This window comes from Chitinophaga tropicalis (assembly GCF_009758205.1).
GTDB classification, from domain to species: Bacteria; Bacteroidota; Bacteroidia; order Chitinophagales; family Chitinophagaceae; genus Chitinophaga; species Chitinophaga tropicalis.
The window spans coordinates 709,585-730,618 of record NZ_WRXN01000001.1 but is presented as its reverse complement, the minus strand read 5'-3'; the positions used below and the strand labels follow the sequence as shown (position 1 = coordinate 730,618).

The window sequence follows — 21,034 nt, the reverse complement described above, 5'->3', positions numbered from 1 at the left end:
GTTAAAGCTCTTTCCTCAGCCTTGCCACAGGGATGTTCAGCTGCTCCCTGTATTTTGCCACGGTACGGCGGGCAATATTATAGCCCTTGTCCTGCAGCATTTTGGTAAGGTTCTCATCGCTCAGCGGCTTGCGTTTATTCTCTCCTTCTATCAGGTCTGACAGGATCTTCTTCACTTCACGGGTAGATACTTCCTCCCCGCTGTCTGTAGATAATGATTCGCTGAAGAAGAATTTCAGCTTAAAGGTACCGAACTCCGTCTGTACATATTTACTGTTGGCCACGCGGCTCACGGTAGAAATATCCAGCTGGGTGATATCGGCAATATCTTTCAGGATCATGGGGCGCATGGTGGTTTCATCCCCGGTAAGGAAGAACTCCCGCTGGTATGCCATGATGGATTCCATTGTGGATAACAGTGTATGCTGGCGCTGCTTGATGGCGTCAATAAACCATTTGGCTGCGTCAATCTTTTGTTTGATGAACAATACAGCTTCTTTCTGCCGCTTATCTTTTTTATCGCCACGGTCATATTCCCTCAGCATGTCCCTGTAGCCTTCGGAAATACGAAGGTCCGGGGCGTTTTTTGAGTTGAGGGTCAGCTCCAGCTTACCGTTGTTGTTCAGGATGAAGAAATCAGGCACCACATAACTTTCCGCTTTATTGAGGGTAGCGTAGTTGCCGCCTGGCTTTGGAGTGAGCCTGATGATCTGCCCGATGGCCTCTTTCAGCTCTTCATCACTCATATTCAGTCCCTTCTGGATCTTCTCGTAGTGCTTCTTGGTAAATTCGTCAAAGTAGTTTTCCAGGATCTGATAGGCGCCGGATACGCCCGGATCGTCCTGCGATTTACGTTTCAGCTGCAGGAGCAGGCATTCCTTGAGGTCTGTGGCGCAGATGCCGGGAGGGTCAAAATCCTGGATCTTCTTTATCAGGTCCCTGATCTCCTCTTCATCTGTAGAGACATTCTGGGAGAAGGAAAGATCGTCCACGATAGCGCTTACTTCCCTGCGCAGGTATCCGTCGTCGTCAATACTTCCTATGATCTGTTCTGCGATGCTGTTCTTTCTTTCGTCCAGCTCCAGCATACCCAGCTGCTCAAGCAGGTGTTCGTGAAAGGAGGTCTCTACTCTTACCGGAATGGTTTTGTTCTCATCCTGGTCAGGATAGTTATCATCTCTCAGACGATAGTCTGCTATGTCGTCATCCCCTTCGCTTACATATTCTGAAATATCTATATTATCGTATTCATTTTCACTGCCATCCGGTTCAAATTCATCTTCTCCCTCTTCTTCACCGGCATATTCATCCTGGGGGTCCTTAAACTCATCTTCATGTGCTTCTTCGCCATATTCCAGGGCAGGATTTTCTTCCAGCTCTTCCTTGATCCTTTCCTCAAGCACAGCCGTGGGGACCTGCAGCAGTTTCATTAACTGAATCTGCTGGGGAGACAATTTCTGTAATAGTTTCTGCTGTTGCGTCTGTTTTAACATAATCTGGTCCTATCCAATGGCAAAAATAGTAAACAATAGTTTTTAACTGATCCCGTCATCCGGCGAAACCACTCTGACCACCGTGTAATCTTTTACAGGATTGTCAAAGTCCAGTTCCATCTGATCCGGCAATAACCTGAAAGATTTCCTGTGGTAGGGCGTATCTCCGTGTTGCCGGATGGCGTCCCTGTGTTGTAATGTAGGATATCCTTTGTTATCATTCCAACCGAAATGAGGATATTCTTCATGTAATTTTAACATATACTCATCCCTGTAAGTTTTGGCCAGGATAGAAGCGGCCGCAATGGAAGCATATATACCGTCCCCTTTAATGATACAGGCATGGGGAGTAGTTCCATAGGGAACAAAGCGGTTACCGTCCACCAGGATATATTCCGGCTGCATGTGCAGCGCTTCCAATGCCAGATGCATGGCTTTGAAAGAGGCCTTGAGTATGTTGATCCTGTCTATTTCCAGGTTATCCACACTGGCCACGGCATAAGCCAGGGCCTTTTTCTCTATTACCCCCCGGAGAGACTCTCTGTCTGAGGCCTTTAGCTGCTTGGAATCGTTCAGCAGCTTATGCCGGAATTTCCGGGGCAGGATCACCGCTGCGGCAAATACCGGCCCTGCAAGGCATCCCCGTCCGGCTTCGTCACAGCCGGCCTCTATGGCAAATTCTTCCTGGTGATAAGAGAGTAACAAGTTTCTAGTACGATTATTGCGGGGTAAAGTTAGGGATTTCAATGCTTAATCCTTAGCGGAATAATTCTTTAAAATCTTCCTTGAATTCCGTCCACTCCCTGTCAGATTTTTTCAGCAAGGTATCTACCTCCTTCCGGGTGCTATCCCAGGTTGCCGCACTGCTGTTTTTCAGGTCTGTCAGTTTAGCATCTATTTCCGTTCTCAGTTTTCCAAGTCGCGTCCTTGCTTTTTTACTTTTTTCGGAACCATCTTTTTTCAGTTCCTCCATTTTAAGGTCTATTTCCTTTTTCCGTTGTTCCAGGTCTTCCCGGAGCTCATCACGTTGCGCCTGGAGGTAATCTTCAGCATCGGCGGCCGTTTCTTTAACATCCTGTCTAATTTTCTCTACACCCTCTTTCAGTTCTTCTTTCTTCTCCTGCTGGCTGGATCTTTCCTGACAGGCCATAAAGGCTACAGCTACAAACAGATACAACATTTTGGTCATAAGTAGGCTTTTATACCTCCCTTTACAAATGCCATTCCAGATTTACTTCGCTCTCCTTCATACCGTTTACCACAGTGCTTATGGCGCTTATTAAAAAAAATCCTAGGTTTGGGCCTCTTTTTTCCAAAAACGATGATACAATTATGAAGAAAAATGTACTCCTCCTTTTTCTCCTGCTGGCTGTGAAATTTGCTAAAGCAGATGAGGGGATGTGGCTGCCCTATTTACTGGGACAGCAAGTATACAATGACATGGTCAAAAAAGGCCTGAAACTAACCAAAGACCAGCTATACAGCATTAACAAAGCCTCTCTGAAAGACGCCATCATCATCTTTGGCGGCGGCTGTACGGGTGAAATAGTGAGCAACCAGGGGCTTATCTTCACCAACCATCACTGTGGCTACGATGCCATTGCCACGGCCAGCTCCGTTGAACATAATTACCTTAAGAACGGCTTTTATGCGCTTGACAGGCAACAGGAAATTCCGGCCAAAGGTTTGTCTGTTCAGTTCCTGGTAAGAGTGGAAGACGTTACCAAAAAAATGGATTCCGCCCTGCAGGACCTCAGTGGCGTTGACAGGATGCAGAAACAGCAGAAAACTGTGGCCGATATAATCAGCGAGACCATTGCCGGTACTAACTATGAAGCTAAGATACTGCCCATGTTCAAAGGTAACCAGTACCTCATGTTTGTGTACGAGCGTTACAAAGACATCCGCCTGGTGGGTGCTCCGCCGGAAAGTATCGGTAAGTTCGGGGGAGATACGGATAACTGGGAATGGCCCCGTCACACAGGCGATTTCTCCATATTCCGCGTATACGCCGGCAAAGATGGCAAGCCTGCTGAATATGCTGCAGAGAATGTACCGCTGAAGCCTAAACACTTCCTGCCGGTTTCTATAAAAGGTATCAAAGAAAATGATTACGCCATGATATTCGGGTATCCCGGCGGTACTAACCGTTATGAGAGCTCCGAAGGCGTGAAACTTAAAACAGAGGTTGAAAATCCCTCTATCGTAGGTCTGCGTTCTGTGCGACTGAAATACATGTTCGAGCAGATGAAGAAGGACCCCGCCATCAAACTGAAGCTGGCTTCTTCCTATGCAGGCATAGCCAACTACTGGAAATTCTTTGACGGAGAAACCAAACAATTGGTAAAGTACAATGTACTGGGTGAAAAACAACAGCAGGAAGCTGCTTTTGTGAAATGGGCGCAGGGAAAACCTGAGTACGAGCACATCTTCGAAGAATATGCCAAATCTTACCAGGCCTGGACCCCATATGCCAAACACCGTATTTACATCAATGAAGGTATTATGGGATCTCCGCTTGCCGCTTTTGCTGCCAGCCTGCAGGCTGTAGAGAAAGCGCTGGTGCAGCCCGGCACCTCTTCAGACGCCATTAAACAGAGCATACAGGCTGCAGATAAAGCCCGTACCGCCTTCCTGGAAGAAGAAGATAAAGCAAGCGATCAGAAGATACTGGCAGCTACCTGCCATATGTTCTATACAGATGTTCCGGCATCACAGCATCCTATTGGTTTCTACGATGCTATCAAAGCTAAATTCGGCAGCCTGGATGACGATAATACCTACCGTTTATGGTCTGCCGCTATTCTTTCAGGCACCATGATCCTGAACGACACCCGCTGGAAAGCTTTCATAGCTAATCCTGATGCCGTGACCCTGCAAACAGATCCTGCGTTTGCTTATTCCAGCGCTTTCATCAAGAATTTTTCCAGTAAATATCAGCCGCTCTATAACCAGTTCGTGACCAGGAACAATGACCTGGGCCGCGCTTACCTGAAAGGCTTGCTGGCAAAAGAACCGAACAAGAACTGGTATCCTGATGCCAACTTCTCTATGCGTCTCAGCTACGGACAGGTGAAATCTTATGCGCCGAGAGATGCGGTGTCTTACGATTATGTATGTACGATGAAAGGGGTAATGGAAAAATATAAACCGGGAGATTATGAGTTTGACCTGCCGGCTAACTATGTTTCACTGTATAACAAGAAAGATTTTGGTCAGTATAAAGATCTGAGGAAAAATGATATTGTTACCTGCTTTATTACTACCAATGATATTACCGGTGGTAATTCCGGTTCTCCTGTGCTGAATGCTAACGGGGAGCTGATAGGTCTTGCTTTTGATGGTAATTATGAAGCGCTTAGTCACAAGATCCAGTTTGATCCTGTATATAACCGTACTATCTGTGTGGATGTGAGGTATGTGCTTTGGTGTATAGATAAGTTGGGAGGGGCTGGTAATATTATCAGTGAGCTGAAGTTAGTGAAATAATACTGAGGATTAAATTGCACGAAAAAAGCGCTTTTGCCTTCGGCAAAAGCGCTTTTTTCGTGACAGGGGCCTGCGGCCGGCCTTTCTTTGAAAGAAGGAAATAGTTAATGGCAGTGAAGACCTTTTTGATGTCTTTTCCTGCGGCCGGCTTCTTTTGGAAAGAAGCGTATAGCTATTTAGTGTTTTTTACTTTGGTTTTACCGGTAAACTGCAGCGCTACACGGCCACTATCCCGGAACTGTAACTGTTGTTCTTCCATTCTCACTGTATATGTACGGTCATTCAGCATACGCAGCAATGCGCTTTCTCTTTCATTAGACGCCGCATCTATACAAGCCATCCGTGTACTGATCACCTTTTTAAAAGTGATCTCATTCCCTGTCAGTTCATACTCACCCGCTACTTTATTGCAGCCGCCATTACCATTAAATCGGCGTGCAGTTGCGTCAAATTCCAGCCATACAGGAGAATTAGTCAGCTTCTGCCCTTCCATTTCCGTAAGGCTCCATCTTTTTTGCTGAATACTGGTTATCTGTTGCTGTGTAGCTTTATTACGTGAACAGGTGTTTGCCAGCAGGACAAGAAAAATAACGACAAGTCTCGAAAACATAATATAAGGTTTAATGGTGAGCATCAAAAATCAATCCACTACACATTACCACTATAAGCTTCGGATCCTTTTCAATACCGCCTGGTAGTAAGATTGCTTATCAGGCGCTGCAATATCTATCACTTTCACATCGTTGGCTGTCAGCATATCGATCTTGAACCTGGCCGACTGAACAAACTCTGCGGGGATATAATAATACAGCGCATTCTTTACAGGAATAGTATTTCTCTGGAACTTCTGCCTGGCCCTGTAGGTAAGCAGCCACCAGAGATCTGTCTCCACAAAATCCAGTGAGAGGCCGAAGATGTGGATATCCCGGGTAAAGAAAAAATCCAGCCAGGAATCATCCCTGAGCGTCTCACCATTCTTAACACGCTGCACCAGTGATTGTTTAGGGGCCTGGCGACTGGTATATGTCGTACCCGAAACAACATAGTTCCTCATTTGCTGTAATTGTCCGCCGTAATGCTCAAAGCCCAGGTTAATGCTCAGGGGGTTGAGGCAATCTCCATGAATATGCCAATAAAAGGTAGGACCTACTTTATACCTTCTGAAAATGCTGAACACTCTTTCATTGATCAGGCTATCATGCTGTGAGGGGCTCACTCCTTCCAGGGAGAATTCATAGTTGGTGGTCAGGATATGTGCAGGCGCTATATCCCGGATAGCTTCGTGTACCTCGTTCTGTGCAATAACCTGCACCTTACGGGCAATAAAGGTTTTGAGCTCTGTTTCACTGATCCTGGTTTGCCGGATGGCTGTCAGGAAAACCTCTTCATAGAGAAGAGGAAAAGGTTTACGGTCGTCCAGCTGTATACAACCGTCCGGCAGGCAGAAATTCACGATATCATTAAGCAGGTCTTTCCAGCTTTGTCCTTTGGAGATGTTATTGATATCGTTACCTATTAACAGGATGGGGTTTTTCATGACGCAGTTTTTGTGCTGTTAGCATGTGTGTCGTATAACCCGGAAGGTGAGGTTGATCCTCTCTCCCAGAGGTCTGGTCGTTTTAGGCACCTGGTGTTGCCAATGGTGTTGCAGGGCGCCTTTCATAATAAGCAGCGATCCGTGCTGCAGCTCCAGTTCATAGCGTTGGTCTTTCTCTGTTTTATGCCGCAGCATAAAGCGGCGGGAGGCTCCCAGGTTGACAGAGGCGATGACAGGGTCGCGGCCCAGTTCGGGCTCATCGTCCGCATGCCAGCCCATTGAGTCCTGTCCGTTACGGTAGCGGTTGGCCAGTACGCTGTTGAAGGTTACTCCTGCTTCCTTTTCTATGCGGTTTTTAATGTAGAGCAGGTCTTTTGTCCACGGAAAAGGATGATAGGTCTTACCGGAAAAAGAATAGCTGCTGCCGGCGTCTCCAAACCATGCCATCAGCCGGGGAAAGAGCACCTGCTTGCCATACATCATCATACTTTCCTGTTGCCAGTGGATGTTTTCCAGCAGTGCTTTAAGCAGGAGGTTTGCTTCCTCCCCGGAAAACAGGTGGGGGAAGTAAACCAGTTCTCCATCTTTTAATGGGATGAGGTGGCTTCCGGGTTCGCTGAAGAATGGCAATTGCGGGTCCATGTTACAAATATAAGCAGCCGCTGCGCAGCATATATGCGTGTAGGGGCATAAAAAAACCGTCCTGCTTTTACACAGGACGGTTATATCTGAATCTGTATAACTTTCTTATTAAGCTACGCCGTCAGCTTTCATCACTTTAGCATATTTCTTACGCTCTTCTTCATCCAGGATGGTTTTACGCATACGGATGTTGTTAGGCGTAACCTCGATACACTCGTCATGCTGGATATACTCCATACATTCTTCCAGGGTCATCAGGGTTTTAGGAGCAATGCTGGTGGCAGCATCACTACCGCTGGCGCGCATGTTGGTGAGTTTCTTTCCTTCGTTCGGGTTTACTACCAGATCGCCGGGTTTGTTGTTTTCACCGATGATCATGCCTTTGTACACTTCTTCTCCCGGATCTACGAAGAAGAAACCTCTGTCCTGCAGTTTATCCAGGGAGTAAGCAGTAGTTGTACCGGCTTCCTTAGCGATCAGCACACCATTGTTACGGCCGGGGATAGGGCCTTTCCAGGGTTTGTAATCATTGAAACGGTGGGCCATTACAGCTTCACCTGCGGTGTTTGTCAGCATCTGCGTACGCAGACCGATCAGACCACGGGAAGGAATTTCAAATTCCAGGTGCTGCATGTCGCCTTTGGTTTCCATGATCAGCATCTCACCTTTACGGCGGGTTACCAGGTCAATCACTTTACTTGCAAATTCCTGCGGAACGTCTACTACCAGTGTTTCGTAAGGTTCGCATTTCTTGCCGTCAACCTGTTTCAGGATTACCTGAGGCTGACCTACAGTCAATTCAAAACCTTCACGGCGCATAGTTTCGATCAATACGCCTAAGTGCAGGATACCACGGCCATATACCATGAAGCTATCAGCACTGTCAGTATCTACAACGCGAAGCGCCAGGTTCTTCTCAGTTTCTTTTATCAGACGGTCACGCAGGTGACGGGAAGTTACGAACTTACCATCTTTACCAAAGAACGGAGAGTTGTTGATGCTGAACATCATGTTCATGGTAGGTTCGTCTACGCTGATAACAGGTAATGCTTCCGGTTCATCAAAATCAGCGATGGTATCGCCAATGTTGAAATCTTCCAGGCCTACCACTGCGCAGATATCGCCAGCCAGTACTTCTGTTACTTTCTTTTTACCCAGCGCTTCAAAGGTGTACAGTTCACGTACACGGGACTTCCTGATGCTGCCATCAGTCTGTACCAGTGAAATAGGCTGGTTTTCTTTAATAGAACCACGAGCTACGCGACCGATGGCTATACGGCCAAGGAAGGTAGAGTAATCCAGGGAAGTGATCTGCAGCTGCAGGTTCCCTTCAGGGATCCTGGGTTCCGGAACATGTTTCAGGATACCATCCAGCAGCGGGGTAATATCTTCACATTGAGTTAATGAATCGTTGAACCAGCCATTCTTACCGGAACCGTAATAGGTCGGGAAGTTCAGCTGATCTTCTGTAGCGTCCAGGTTGAAGAACAGTTCGAATACGGCGTCGTGTACTTCGTCAGGACGGCAGTTGGCTTTATCAACCTTGTTGATAACCACGATAGGTTTCAGGTTGAGCTGCAGCGCTTTCTGCAGTACGAAACGAGTCTGAGGCATAGGTCCTTCAAAGGCATCTACCAGCAGGATCACACCGTCCGCCATTTTCAGCACCCTTTCTACTTCCCCACCGAAGTCGGCGTGGCCCGGAGTATCAATTACGTTGACTTTCACCCCTTTGTACTCAACAGATACGTTCTTACTAAGGATGGTGATACCACGTTCCTTTTCCAGGTCGTTGTTATCCATGATCAGCTCACCTGTTTCCTGGTTGGCCCTGAAAACGTTGGTGTGGTGAAGGATTTTATCAACCAGGGTAGTTTTACCGTGGTCTACGTGCGCAATGATTGCTATGTTACGGATATTCATAAATCTTGTTAAATAGTTCTGACCGCTCTCTATCAGGCCGGCCAAAAGAAGGCGCAAAGTTAGGATAAAATGTGGAAAAAGTGGGGATAGTGGTTTAAATAATTGTAATCGTTTTGCCAGATTCCGGGATATAGCTTTAACTGAATGATGGTTAAGGGGTTATAAACAGGATTTAATTATACATTGGGAAAATGCAGCGGGGTCAGCATTTACCTGATCAGGTGCATGACACTATCAAAAGCCGCCTGGTTGGCAGGATTGTCCAGAGCACCGGCAATATCTATCTTCTCTCTCGATGTAAGATGCCAGCTCAGCGCTGCGGCCTTATCTTCTTTCTGCGGCACATACTGGAAAATGATACGATGAAATTTTCCGGGGAAGTATCCTTCCAGGAAGTTCAGCTGATTGTCCTGTACAAAATCCTGCATAGCGCTCCAGTGCTGCTGCATGGTGAACAGGGGGTCAAACATCATATCATTCAGCTTCATGGTTTGTTTAATGGATTTGATATCATTCTTACGGGTGTCCCTTATCTGGAGGTAGATCACTCCGCTGGTATTTTCATTGATCCAGTGCCTGAATGCGAACAGGAAGCGGGCGGATACTTCCTGCCCGAAGTTGTCGCGTATCCCGGCATCCATTACATCTACTATGGGATGACTGGGCAGGAATACGTTGGGCAGTACATAAGGGAATGTTGCGCACATGCGGATAGCGCTGGTAACCCGCAGGTTCAGCGCATCCTGGCCGGCAAAGTACTGTGTGAAGTCCACTCCGTCCACATCCCGCACTTTACGGATAGTGGTATCGTATTCCGGCGCACAGAGGTAGCTGACCGGTTGGGGTGATATAATAAGGCGCCTGCCATCTGCATTGATAGTGGCGTTCCATATCAGCATCGGTATCCTGGCCTGCTGTTCCGGTTCCCGGTAGGTATTGATAGTAGTTGCCAGCACATTATCCGTATTGTTATTCAGCTGCATTTCAAAGACATATCCCCTGTCTATTGCATAGCGGTTCTGGCCTATCTGAAAGCTCCGGAAAGGAGTGATAAAATCGTTTGCCGCCATGGAGGTGAACACGCTGTTCAGCAGGTCCCGGGAGATCCGTTCTGTATATGAGCTATCCTGCAGGTTTACAGGCAGTCCATTCTTTTTTTCCATGTAGAGCGCGCGGAAGTAGGAGGCTCCCATCATACCACCGGAGGCGCCTGTCATCAGAAATGTATGGTCCATCAGCTTTCCCTTCATCAGGGTATCCAGCCGTTGTAATACATTCATGCTCCAGGTAGCGGCACGCAGGCCTCCCCCGCTGAAGTTGATGACAATGAGTTTAGGCTTCTGCCCGGTACTGTTCCTGGCTTTCCAGTTTTCAAGGATCTTTTTTGTTTCCTCTTTATCTTTTTCTGCTCTGCCGGTAGTAAAAAATTCCTGTAATGCAGTAACGCTGTATTCCGGCCTGCTTGCCCGCTGGCGGTAATTAAGGCCATAGGCTTTATTCCGGTTATCTACCAGGTTATGCTCTACCATCCAGTTCAGCATAAACAGCAGGACCAGCGCTACAGGAATGGCCCAGCTTTGCAGCAGGTAAGCATAAGCGCCGGCCACCCCTATCAGGAAAGCAAAGAAGATCATGACACTGGCGCCTGCAGGGATACGGAAAACTGTATACTCCATCAGGTAAGCCAGCATTACCAGGAACACCAGCGCCAGGCCTACGGTGATCATAGCTGCAAAGTGGTGTTGTTTGAGGATGCTGTCAAGGTAATGCTTGTTGTAGTGATCTACATTCCTGGCACGGCGTATCTTCCAGGGGGAGTTGAAATAGTTATGTACCCGGAGGGCATTCTCATCGCGTTCCTGTGTGGGTTTCAGCACCATACGCAGGAAATTGCGGGGATTGCCGAACTTCTTTTCCAGCCGGCGGCCAATATTCCTGTCGGCGTTGAAGAAATAAAAGAAAGAGAAAAAAACGATGAACAGGTATCCGCAGATGAAGCCTTCTGTGAGGAGTAATATTTCCGGTACTGAGCTGAGTTGCTGATAGCGCTGGTATTCCCATCCGCGGAAAAGCAGGTTCAGCATAAATGCCAGGGGAAAAAGCGAGTTGTTCAGGCAGTATTTGAAAAAAGGTTGTGTGGTTGTGGCAAGGAATTTAAAGCGGCCGGTATGGAGAATGAAGGTCGTGATGTTCCAGCTCATTACAAACAAGCCGGTTGCCAGCCCCAGGATTGTAGTGCTGTAGAAATTCACTTTTCCCAGGTATTCCGGGGCAAGGAATAAGGCGTCGCCTCCGAATACTTTAGCAAATTCTCCGTTGATCGTACTGAAAAGAATAGCCCAGAAGATCAGTAACACCTGGTACTTGCGGAAGTGCAGCAAGAACAGCTGTATAGGAAAAGAAAAAAAGAATTTGACCAGCAGAGATTTCACTTTCATCCGTAATCGCAATTACACTAAACTTACGAAAAAATGTAATATACCTTGTTGGAGGAAGGTGTTAGTTTGAATTTCTTTTGATGTTCAGAGCGGGAAAAAAAGATTAATTCACTCTTTTCGCATTACTTAAGAACAACGTCCATATCAATGCCAGCAAGAGGAGCATCCCGGTAAACTGATGCAGAATAGCCTGCAGCAGCGGGATCTTTGTCTGACTGCCCAGCAACGTCAATACACCCAGCATTACCTGCAGCAGCACCAGCAGTAAAGGCAGGTAACGTACCCGGTGCAACAGGCTGTGCTCCGGCGTTTCAGAGGCCTTCCACCACCATACCGCTACCAGGACAGTAATGACATAAGCCAGTCCGCGGTGAATGAACTGAATAGTGATCATATTATGTGTTACATCTGAGAGAAAACCTCCCTGGGTAAACATTCCTGACGGCCACCACATGCCATTGATATCCGGCCAGGTGTTTGCAGCCAGGGCTGCATGCAGGCCCGCCATGAAAGCCCCATAGATAAGCTGTAAAGTGAGGAGCGCCAGTAACCATATATTCAGGTTGCGGAGACCAGGTACATGCAACACCTCTTTTACCGGAGTGCTGAGACGCAATGCAAACCAGAGTATATAACACAACAACACCAATGCTGCTATAAAGTGAATAGCCAGCCTGATATGATTTACATACAGATCTTCAACGTTCAGCCCGCTCTTTACCATGATCCAGCCTATTGCACCCTGCAGGCCTCCCAGCAGGAACAGGATGACCATCGGTTTTACCATGGTGCGGTCTATTCTTTTCTTTACCAGGAACCAGATAAAAGGCACGGCGAAAACAACACCCATCAGACGGGCCCAGTCGCGGTGCAGCCATTCCCAGAAATAGATAGATTTAAAGTCAGAGAGGGTGAAGTGGCTGTTCACATATTGGTACTGTGCAATCTGCTTATATTTATCAAAAGCTTCCTGCCAGGCAGCTTCATTCATAGGAGGTAACGCACCCAATAAAGGCTGCCATTCTGTAATAGACAATCCTGAACCTGTAAGCCTGGTAATGCCCCCCAGCAATACCTGGATAATAACCATTCCTACGCCTGTATACAGCCAGACAGCCACCGGCCTATGCTGTTGTAATGTCGTTCTTTCCATAAACGCCAGCAAAGGTAGGGCAATATCGTTAAATGTATGCCCCATACTGATAATGCTTTCTTAACACCGGCGTAATATTCCGTTAACCTGGCTCACTGATCTTTGCGGCGGAATAAGGAACCATTGTATTAGCTAATACGACCCTGAAAAAAGAAGATTATAACATCATCTAACAAAAACAAACATTTTTGTATGAAACACATACAGTTTATACCCAAACAAGTGGGTATAGTATTAGCAGCTATCCTTTTTTTAAACATATCTTTTGCGAAGGCCCAGGCATATACCTATGCATACAACAAAATAAACACTCCCCATCATGAGGAGGAGCCTGTTACAGTGAATGCCTTTAAACTGGATGTTGCGCAGATAGGAGAAGGAGATGCGCTGATATTCAAAGTAACCATCGAGAATCCGGGATCTGAAAAGATCACTTTGTCTATTAAAGACGGTAACAATTATACACTTCACCAGGAAACAGTGCCTGCTACGCTGGTTTACAAAGCGAAGTTCAATATGCAGGAGTTACAGGATGGGAATTATATTTTTGAGATCAGGAAAGGAAAGACCAGGCTGGCGGAGAAGAAAATAGATATCAGGACTGAAACAAGTATTAACAGAACAGTTTCCGTACAATAGATATTGCTATTATAAAATAGTGACAGGTGAATGGCTGGGAAAGCATATTTCATTTGTCACTATTGCCTATGAAAATGAAAATTTACCGGGCCGGCCCTAATTGTTAAAATCCAGATCCAGTATTACTTTTCTCCGTCCAAGGCATATCTTACCGGCCCCCATAACACTAAAAGCATCACGTAAAAAATCAAGTAGCGGCATATCCAGTTGTGCCGGAAAGATCTTATTAAGCTAATAATAAGTCTGTTATAATCAGTTTAGTTTGGTCTTGCGTAGAAGATAATAGGATTTTCAATTCAGAAATCATAATATTACCGGATTGTAATCCAGAAATATTATGTAATTTAGGGATTGTAATCCTCTTACATGATAAAGAGAATATTAGAAACAAAGATCCAGCAAAGGCTTTTTAAAGGTAAGGCTGTCATAATATTTGGTCCACGCCAGTCAGGGAAATCAACATTAACGGAAGCATTATTAAATGCCCAGGAGAAGGAATGGCTATACATGAATGGGGATGATGCTGATGTAAGAGAACTTCTTACAAATACTACATCGGCAAAACTGAGCGCTATTATGGGTAACAAAAAGCTTGTTTTTATAGATGAGGCTCAACGGATCATGAATATAGGTCTCACATTGAAATTATTTACGGACCAGCTTAAAGATGTCCAGGTGATAGCGACAGGATCATCGGCATTTGAATTATCGAGCCACGTCAACGAGCCGCTGACAGGTCGAAAATATGAATTCATGCTATATCCGTTAAGCTTTTCGGAGATGGTGCAACACCACGGACTTTTGCAGGAAAAACGCTTAATTGAGCATCGGATGGTTTATGGATATTATCCTGAAATTGTTACAAAACAGGGAGAAGAGCATGAATTACTGAAACTGCTGGCAAATAGCTATCTGTATAAGGATTTGCTGATGTTGGATCAGATAAAAAAACCCTTATTACTCGAAAAGCTTCTGAAAGCTCTTGCATTACAGGTCGGTAGTGAAATAAAGTATGAAGAAATAGGTCAAACGATAGGAAGTGACAGTAAAACTGTTGATAAATATATTGACCTGCTGGAGAAAACCTTTGTGGTATTTCGTCTGCCGGCATTTAACCGCAATGTTCGCAATGAGATTAAAAAAGGGAAGAAGGTGTATTTTTATGATTGCGGTATCCGCAATGCCATTATCAATAATTTCAAGCCTGTAAATTCCAGAACTGATGTGGGGGCATTGTGGGAAAACTTTGTAATTGCAGAGCGTATAAAAACGCTACGTTACCAAAATACAGATACTGCACATTATTTTTGGAGAACAACGCAACAACAGGAGATAGATTTAATAGAAGAAACAAGTGACAGACTTGAAGCGTTTGAATTTAAATGGAGTAAGACGGAAAAAGTCAGGTTTCCACAGACATTTACAGAAAATTATCCCAATGCAGGTACAAAGATTGTCTCACCTGAAAATATTGAAGAATTTATAGGGATGTAGGGTTAAAATAAGTACTGTAAATAAAAGCAAAAAGGAACATCGGATGATGTTCCTTTTTGCTTTATAGCGAAATAAAGTCGAAACCAAAAGGAAATTACTTCTTCGTTGCCATTGCATCATACAGCACCTGCATCATATTCTCCCTTACATGCATGGTCATAAGCTTCTTATTATCTCCTCCTTCCGGACATACCCTGTTACTCAGGAAAATAAATACGATCTGCGACTGCGGATCTACCCAGATACAGGTACCCGTAAACCCGGTATGACCATAAGTAAGCGGTGATGCACTCTTACAGGGATAAGCCTCACCATGTTTACCATTATCCTTTTCAGGTTTGTCAAAACCCAGTCCCCGGCGACTGATACTACTGTTATACGCAGTGAACAGTTTCAGCGTTGCCGGTTTGATGTATTCACGGCCATTATAACTACCGCCGTTCAGCAGCATCTGCATCAATACTGCCAGGTCTTCTGCGTTGGAGAAGAGGCCCGCATGGCCAGCCACACCACCAAACATAGCGGCACCCGGATCATGCACATCCCCCCGGATCCACTGGCGGCGGAAAGTGCGCTCATTCTCAGTAGGCGCCAGCTGCGATAACTGGAAGCGTTCTCTTGGACGGAACCCTGTAGTGCTGAGTCCCAGGGGTTCATAAAAAGTTTCCCTTGCATAACGGTTCAGTTTCTTACCGGTGATCTGTTCCACTATTTCACCGAGGAAGATATAGTCATTATCACTGTATACATATCCCGGACGCGGATTCAGCTGGCTATCCAGGATGCGGCGGTACATAGTATCCACATAACTGTTCTTCATATACATATGTTCTGCCACCCTTACGCTGTAGGTGGAGTCTGCATAACTATGGAACAGCGTGGTGTCAGGATAACCTGCCGGCGTCATCACTTCTTTATAGAAAGGAATAAATGCTACCAGTCCTGCCTGGTGCAGCAGTATATCACGGATCTTCAACCCTTCCTTATTGCTGCCTTTCACCCAGGGAAGATAATCTCCCAATCTGGCATCCAGGCTCAGCTTACCTTCATCATACAGGCGCATCACAGAAAGTGTGGTGGCGCATATCTTGGTCACGGAGGCAAGGTCATATACCGAACTGGCCGTTACCGGCTCACGCTGACTATAATCGAAATAACCAAAGGTCTTTTCGTATACTACTTTCCCGTCTTTCAGCGCCATAACCTGGCAGCCGGGAGCTGCTCCCTTATCTATCATCGCTTTGGCCAGAACATCTATTTTCCTCAGCACTTCACTGCTCATACCCACTGTTTCTGGTTTTACGCGTGGCAGTTCTGCCTGCGCTACGGCTGGTTTGGGAACAGTAACGATACCTGACCCATAAGGGAAATTCTGGCAGACTGTAACCGGCAGCCGTCCTTTAGGCGGCAGCTGTCCGAACAGCAGCTGAGCTGCGGCCTTCTGAGTTACCTCATCATCTTCATAAGCCGCCACTATGGTAGGGGCATCACAGAAATACTGGATAGCGTAAGGGTTCCCGAACACTACCGTTGCTGTAGGCATTTCCTGCTGCAGCTGTTGAAGCAGCAGGCGTTCAGCCCTGCTGATGCCAAAGTTGTTTGCCGGCCGGCGACCATAGTTATGTAACCCAACGATCACTGCCTGGTAATCCTTTTTCAGTCTTTCTACCACCTGTGTTACCTGGGCATCAGACTGGCGGGCAGTGAAGATATACGAGTTGATATCCGGACGGATCTGTTTCAGCGTTTGTACGAATGCGTTATTCACATCTGCACCTACTGCAATGACAGCTACTTTACCGGGCGTATGCTGATTGAAGGGAATAAGATTGTTGTCATTCTTAAGCAGGGTCAGAGCGTTCTCTGCTATGCTCCTGGTAAGGGTATCTGTTGCTGCGTTCAGGTCGTTCGCCAGGTTGGCGGTTTCTATGACCTGTGGTTTGTTCAATCCCAGGTTATATTTTGCCAGCAATACCTTCTTCACTCTTTTGTTCACTTCATCCCAGGAGATCAGGCCTTTCCTGATCGCTCTTCTGATGGCATCCACGCTTCCTTCTGCCGTAGAGGGCAGCATCATCATGTCATTACCTGCCAGCAGGGACTGGGCGGCTTCCTCTCCCCCGTTGTAAAACTTGGCGATGCCTTTCATTTCCAGTGCGTCTGTGATCACTATGCCTTTGTAGCCCATTTCTTCTTTCAGCAGGCCGGTGATGGTCTTATAGGAGATAGAGGTGGGAGTATTAGGTGTGCTGTCTATAGCCGGCACATATAGGTGTGCGATCATGATACTCTGTACACCTGCCTCTATGGCTTTACGGAAAGGGTACAGCTCAAGAGAGTCCAGCTGGGCCCTTGTTTTGCGGATGGTGGGCAGGTCCAGGTGAGAATCTACGTCGGTATCTCCATGGCCGGGAAAATGTTTGGCCACGGCCATCACATTCTGGTCCTGCATACCTTTTATCATCTGCACTCCCATGCGGGCTACCTGGTATTTATCCTGGCCAAAGGAACGGTCGTTGATAACCGGGTTGTTGGGATTATTGTTGATGTCCATGTCCGGCGCATAATCCACATGAATACCCATTCTGCGGCATTGTTTTGCCAGGAGCTGGCCGGCCTTATAGGCCAGGGTACTGTCTGACGCAGCGCCTATCATGAGGTTGCGGGGCAGGGCTATGACGCTGTCCAGCCGCATGCCCAGCCCCCATTCCCCGTCAATCGCTATCATGAGGGGTGTTTTGGAGATGGACTGGTAGTAGTTGGTGAGATTTGCCTGGCGTACGGGGCCTCCCTGGAAGAAAATGAGCCCTCCTACTTTATTGTCCAGGATATCCTGGGTGACTTTCCTGACGTGGTCGGGCCCCAGGTTGGAGTGAGCCCTGATCATAATGAGCTGAGCAATACGCTCATCAGAGTTCAGTGATTCAAAAACGCTATCTACCCAACGGTTAGCATCACTTTCCTGTTTTACGGCCTTGAATTCTTTCTTTATGGCTTTATGCAGCTGACTGGTCTGCACCTTTGCAGGGCCTGGTCCTTTTTTTTTCGTTGCGTGCATCACACTTCCTCCCAGGCATAAGCCGGAGAGGCCTAAGATCAATAATTGCTTCATAATCATCGTCTAAACTTACAAATTAATTAATCTAAAGAAATAATATGTTTCCAGAGACCTGACTTTTTTATGGTTGAGTGGTTATTTTTTTCACATGATAGTTTTATTGACAGCCGTATTCTGGCAGTATAAATGGTTATATTTACCAGGTATTTTAAAGAAAAGTCTGAATCCTGTGACCCCGTTGGCCGCGGAATGCCTTCGAACTACTTAAAAATATTCCATTATTTACAGCAAATCATTGAAACATATCTAGTAAATTTCTTAAATATTTTACATTATTCAAGCAACTGTAATTTTAGTTACCTATACATTCAATTGTTTGCTATATTTGCAGTCTTGCTAAAGTTTCTTTAAACACATGGTCAATATCATTTTATTTGGCCCTCCCGGTAGCGGTAAGGGCACACAAAGTGCTAACCTGATTAACAAATTTGGTCTTATCCACCTTTCTACCGGCGATTTGCTGCGTAGCGAAATCGAGGCTAAAACACCGCTTGGACAGGAAGCCAAAAAAGTAATGGACCAGGGTCTGCTGGTACCAGATGAAGTTGTAATTGGTATGATCAGTTCCAAACTGGATGCCAACCCGGAAGCAAGGGGTTTTATTTTTGACGGATTTCCCCGTACCACAGCGCAGGCTGAAGCGCTGGACAAGCTGCTGGCATTAAAGAAAACGGCTATTTCCAATGTGCTGGCGCTGGAAGTTCCGGAAGACGAGCTGATCAGCCGTTTGCTGAACAGAGGCGCTACCTCCGGCCGTAGTGATGATGCCAACGAAACGGTGATCAGAGCCCGTATAGTGGAATATCATAATAAGACCGCTCCTGTTGCTGACCATTATTCCAGATATGGTAAGTTCAAGAAGATCAAGGGTGAAGGCACCGTTGACGAGATTTTTGAACGTTTAAGTAAGGAAATTGAAAGCCTGGTAGAAGAAAAAGTATAACAGGCGCTCAGCATACATTTTAAACGCAAAGATTGTAAGTGAGCATTTTAGTGCGCAAAGCGTAGTAAAATGACTGAACTTAACGATCTTTGCGTTTTTATATTTAACGCTGAAGGTATTACAGGGATGTTTGCCCGGAGTATTCAGCATAAATCAAATCAATTACTTTGGAAAGAGGCAACTTTGTTGATTTCATAAGGATCTACTGTAAATCCGGCAAGGGTGGTGCGGGCAGCGCTCACTTCATGCGTACAAAATACAATCCTGAAGCTGGTCCGGATGGTGGTGATGGCGGCAGAGGCGGGCATATTATCCTGAAAGGGAACTCCCAGTTGTGGACGCTGCTGCATTTGCGGTGGTATAAGAATGTGGTTGCGGAAGATGGTGGTAACGGAAGGGACAATAACAGTACCGGCCGCAATGGTGAAGATATCATCATAGAAGTACCGCTGGGCACGCAGGCCTTTAATGAAGAGACCGGGGAAATGGAGCTGGAGATACTGCATGACGGCCAGGAAGAGATATGGATACCCGGTGGTCAGGGCGGACGGGGTAACAACTTCTTTAAATCTCCTACCAACCAGGCCCCGGAATATGCACAGCCTGGAATGCCGGGACAGGAAGGATGGAAGGCGCTGGAGTTAAAAATGCTGGCGGATGTGGGATTGGTTGGTTTTCCGAATGCCGGGAAATCTACCCTGCTGTCTACCATTACTGCTGCAAGACCTAAAATAGCTGATTATGCTTTTACCACCCTCACGCCTAACCTGGGGATGGTGCCTTACAGGAATGACCGTTCATTCTGTATTGCCGATCTTCCCGGTATCATTGAGGGGGCGCATGAAGGGAAAGGCCTGGGACACCGGTTTCTACGTCATATTGAGCGGAACCCCGTTCTGTTGTTCCTGATACCGGCAGATAGCAGCGATCATCGTAAGGATTTTGAGATACTGGTGAATGAGCTGGAACAATATAACCCGGAGTTGCTGGATAAGCAGTTCCTGCTGGCTATCAGTAAGAGCGATATGCTGGATGATGAGCTCAGGGAGGCGATTGCGGAAGAGTTGCCGGATAATGTGCCGCATGTGTTTATATCTTCTGTGACGCAACAGGGATTGCCGCAGTTGAAGGATATGCTCTGGCAGGCGTTGAATGCTAATGATAAATAGCTCTGTGCGGATAAATTGTACAAAAAAGACGCTTTGACCTTCGGTCAAAGCGTCTTTTTTATGTGAAACAGGGCAGCCCTGCGGTCTGCTAAATTTTTTTAATCTTTCAGCTTAAGGTAAGCCTGTACTTCCTTATAGTTATTCCAGTTGATACCTGCTTTCCTGGCAGCAGTACCTCCAGGTATCAGTATATACCTGTACTGAAGACCTTTTGCACCACCGGAAGTAAACGTACTTGCGTTGAAATTAGCGTAAAGATCTATCGTATTCAGGTAAAACGCCGGAGAGATAGAAGCTGCAGTGTAAACGTCAAAGTAAGGCAGAGGGAATATGAACGGATCTGCAGCTGTATTGAAGTTCACATATACTTTGATCTCACCTGAAGTTAACATGGCCTGATCCAGTTTTGCAGCTGTAATAGCAGCATAGTATCCGACGGTATCGATCGTGGCATCGGCGTTATGCACAGTATCCGGCAGGTATGCCACATCCAGCCAGCCGGAATAAATAACATTCGCAGTTCCCGGATCTCCGGCAGGACCTGATGGGCCAGCGGGGCCTGCAGGACCGGCAGGGCCGGCGGGACCAGCCGGGCCAACGGCTCCATCTTTTCCGCAGGAAACAGTAAATAACGCTACCGCCAATAGCATACAGGCAAAGAGGTTGAAAGACAAACGTTTCATGTATAGTAGATTTGGTTGTTAATAAGCGTGCTCCGAAATTGTCTGATTTAAACAGTACAGCAGATGCGGGGGGCGCACAGAATCATTACGTGTAATAAATATACGAAACAAAAGGAGAGTTTGCACTATACCGGCAGTGAGAAAGCTTTATTCCTTACGGGAATGACAGATGAAATTTTATAAAGGAAATTAAAAACGGGGTTATGAGCCAACCATGGGATTCGAACCCACGACCAACGATTTACGAAACCGCTACTCTACCAGCTGAGCTAGGTTGGCTGGTTGCAGATACAATGATAGGTCTTTTGTCTGCT

General features: G+C 46.4%; 16 protein-coding genes and 1 tRNA gene. 5 read left to right on the top strand and 12 right to left on the bottom strand.

Features of this window, described 5'->3' with window-relative positions; genetic code table 11:
- Position 1 precedes the first annotated feature (1 nt).
- Genes rpoN through GO493_RS03075 form a run of 3 tightly spaced genes read right to left on the bottom strand, consistent with a single transcriptional unit; the run spans position 2 to position 2,681 of the window.
- Positions 2-1,492 carry an RNA polymerase factor sigma-54 gene (gene rpoN / locus GO493_RS03085; RefSeq protein WP_157304637.1) on the bottom strand — a complete coding sequence of 497 codons (1,491 nt, stop codon included), beginning with the start codon at positions 1,490-1,492 and terminating at the stop codon, positions 2-4.
- A gap of 42 nt (positions 1,493-1,534) precedes the next feature.
- Positions 1,535-2,197: a ribonuclease HII gene (locus GO493_RS03080; protein ID WP_157304636.1), complete on the bottom strand. Its 663-nt coding sequence runs from the start codon at positions 2,195-2,197 to the stop codon at positions 1,535-1,537.
- Between the two features lie 52 nt (positions 2,198-2,249).
- Positions 2,250-2,681 (bottom strand): hypothetical protein, encoded by a 432-nt coding sequence (locus GO493_RS03075; RefSeq protein WP_157304635.1) that lies wholly within the window; start codon positions 2,679-2,681, stop codon positions 2,250-2,252.
- A gap of 143 nt (positions 2,682-2,824) precedes the next feature.
- Here GO493_RS03075 and GO493_RS03070 point away from each other — a divergent pair, with 143 nt between their 5' ends.
- On the top strand, positions 2,825-4,981 hold the full coding sequence (locus GO493_RS03070) for a S46 family peptidase (RefSeq protein WP_157304634.1): 2,157 nt from the start codon (positions 2,825-2,827) through the stop codon (positions 4,979-4,981).
- Positions 4,982-5,153: 172 nt separating this feature from the next.
- Here GO493_RS03070 and GO493_RS03065 read toward each other — a convergent pair whose 3' ends face one another.
- The 6 genes from GO493_RS03065 to GO493_RS03040 all read right to left on the bottom strand — a co-directional run bounded on the left by GO493_RS03065 (position 5,154) and on the right by GO493_RS03040 (position 12,719).
- Positions 5,154-5,591, bottom strand: coding sequence for an META domain-containing protein (locus tag GO493_RS03065; RefSeq protein WP_157304633.1), 438 nt, complete (start codon positions 5,589-5,591; stop codon positions 5,154-5,156).
- Between the two features lie 51 nt (positions 5,592-5,642).
- Positions 5,643-6,518: a hypothetical protein gene (locus GO493_RS03060; protein WP_157304632.1), complete on the bottom strand. Its 876-nt coding sequence runs from the start codon at positions 6,516-6,518 to the stop codon at positions 5,643-5,645.
- Positions 6,519-6,536: 18 nt separating this feature from the next.
- Positions 6,537-7,160: an alpha-ketoglutarate-dependent dioxygenase AlkB family protein gene (locus GO493_RS03055; RefSeq protein ID WP_157304631.1), complete on the bottom strand. Its 624-nt coding sequence runs from the start codon at positions 7,158-7,160 to the stop codon at positions 6,537-6,539.
- A 108-nt stretch (positions 7,161-7,268) separates the two neighbouring features.
- On the bottom strand, positions 7,269-9,083 hold the full coding sequence (typA, locus tag GO493_RS03050) for a translational GTPase TypA (RefSeq protein WP_157304630.1): 1,815 nt from the start codon (positions 9,081-9,083) through the stop codon (positions 7,269-7,271).
- A gap of 209 nt (positions 9,084-9,292) precedes the next feature.
- Positions 9,293-11,521: a patatin-like phospholipase family protein gene (locus GO493_RS03045; protein WP_157304629.1), complete on the bottom strand. Its 2,229-nt coding sequence runs from the start codon at positions 11,519-11,521 to the stop codon at positions 9,293-9,295.
- 103 nt (positions 11,522-11,624) lie between these two features.
- Positions 11,625-12,719: a COX15/CtaA family protein gene (locus GO493_RS03040; protein ID WP_232538722.1), complete on the bottom strand. Its 1,095-nt coding sequence runs from the start codon at positions 12,717-12,719 to the stop codon at positions 11,625-11,627.
- A 147-nt stretch (positions 12,720-12,866) separates the two neighbouring features.
- On the opposite strand from GO493_RS03040, the gene GO493_RS03035 reads away from it, so the two are divergent.
- Positions 12,867-13,313, top strand: coding sequence for a hypothetical protein (locus tag GO493_RS03035; RefSeq protein WP_157304628.1), 447 nt, complete (start codon positions 12,867-12,869; stop codon positions 13,311-13,313).
- 366 nt (positions 13,314-13,679) lie between these two features.
- A complete protein-coding gene (locus tag GO493_RS03030; protein WP_157304627.1) occupies positions 13,680-14,807 on the top strand; it encodes an ATP-binding protein in 1,128 nt (375 codons plus the stop codon).
- 94 nt (positions 14,808-14,901) lie between these two features.
- On the opposite strand, the gene GO493_RS03025 is transcribed toward GO493_RS03030, so the two are convergent.
- Positions 14,902-17,919 (bottom strand): glycoside hydrolase family 3 N-terminal domain-containing protein, encoded by a 3,018-nt coding sequence (locus GO493_RS03025; protein WP_232538721.1) that lies wholly within the window; start codon positions 17,917-17,919, stop codon positions 14,902-14,904.
- Positions 17,920-18,280: 361 nt separating this feature from the next.
- On the opposite strand from GO493_RS03025, the gene GO493_RS03020 reads away from it, so the two are divergent.
- Together GO493_RS03020 and obgE are read left to right on the top strand one after the other, a co-directional pair.
- Positions 18,281-18,868 carry an adenylate kinase gene (locus tag GO493_RS03020; RefSeq protein ID WP_157304625.1) on the top strand — a complete coding sequence of 196 codons (588 nt, stop codon included), beginning with the start codon at positions 18,281-18,283 and terminating at the stop codon, positions 18,866-18,868.
- A gap of 167 nt (positions 18,869-19,035) precedes the next feature.
- On the top strand, positions 19,036-20,037 hold the full coding sequence (gene obgE / locus GO493_RS03015) for a GTPase ObgE (RefSeq protein ID WP_157304624.1): 1,002 nt from the start codon (positions 19,036-19,038) through the stop codon (positions 20,035-20,037).
- A gap of 98 nt (positions 20,038-20,135) precedes the next feature.
- On the opposite strand, the gene GO493_RS30800 is transcribed toward obgE, so the two are convergent.
- Complete coding sequence (locus tag GO493_RS30800; RefSeq protein WP_198315460.1) at positions 20,136-20,720, bottom strand: hypothetical protein; 585 nt, start codon at positions 20,718-20,720, stop codon at positions 20,136-20,138.
- Positions 20,721-20,926: 206 nt separating this feature from the next.
- Positions 20,927-20,999: transfer RNA gene (locus tag GO493_RS03005), tRNA-Thr, on the bottom strand.
- Positions 21,000-21,034: the final 35 nt, after the last annotated feature.

Coding starts and splice junctions, on each gene's coding strand:
- rpoN (WP_157304637.1), bottom strand. CDS start 1,492: ATGTTAAAACAGACGCAACAGCAGAAACTATTACAGAAATTGTCTCCC.
- GO493_RS03075 (WP_157304635.1), bottom strand. CDS start 2,681: ATGACCAAAATGTTGTATCTGTTTGTAGCTGTAGCCTTTATGGCCTGT.
- GO493_RS03070 (WP_157304634.1), top strand. CDS start 2,825: ATGAAGAAAAATGTACTCCTCCTTTTTCTCCTGCTGGCTGTGAAATTT.
- GO493_RS03065 (WP_157304633.1), bottom strand. CDS start 5,591: ATGTTTTCGAGACTTGTCGTTATTTTTCTTGTCCTGCTGGCAAACACC.
- GO493_RS03060 (WP_157304632.1), bottom strand. CDS start 6,518: ATGAAAAACCCCATCCTGTTAATAGGTAACGATATCAATAACATCTCC.
- GO493_RS03055 (WP_157304631.1), bottom strand. CDS start 7,160: ATGGACCCGCAATTGCCATTCTTCAGCGAACCCGGAAGCCACCTCATC.
- typA (WP_157304630.1), bottom strand. CDS start 9,083: ATGAATATCCGTAACATAGCAATCATTGCGCACGTAGACCACGGTAAA.
- GO493_RS03045 (WP_157304629.1), bottom strand. CDS start 11,521: ATGAAAGTGAAATCTCTGCTGGTCAAATTCTTTTTTTCTTTTCCTATA.
- GO493_RS03040 (WP_232538722.1), bottom strand. CDS start 12,719: ATGGGGCATACATTTAACGATATTGCCCTACCTTTGCTGGCGTTTATG.
- GO493_RS03035 (WP_157304628.1), top strand. CDS start 12,867: ATGAAACACATACAGTTTATACCCAAACAAGTGGGTATAGTATTAGCA.
- GO493_RS03030 (WP_157304627.1), top strand. CDS start 13,680: ATGATAAAGAGAATATTAGAAACAAAGATCCAGCAAAGGCTTTTTAAA.
- GO493_RS03025 (WP_232538721.1), bottom strand. CDS start 17,919: ATGAAGCAATTATTGATCTTAGGCCTCTCCGGCTTATGCCTGGGAGGA.
- GO493_RS03020 (WP_157304625.1), top strand. CDS start 18,281: ATGGTCAATATCATTTTATTTGGCCCTCCCGGTAGCGGTAAGGGCACA.
- GO493_RS30800 (WP_198315460.1), bottom strand. CDS start 20,720: ATGAAACGTTTGTCTTTCAACCTCTTTGCCTGTATGCTATTGGCGGTA.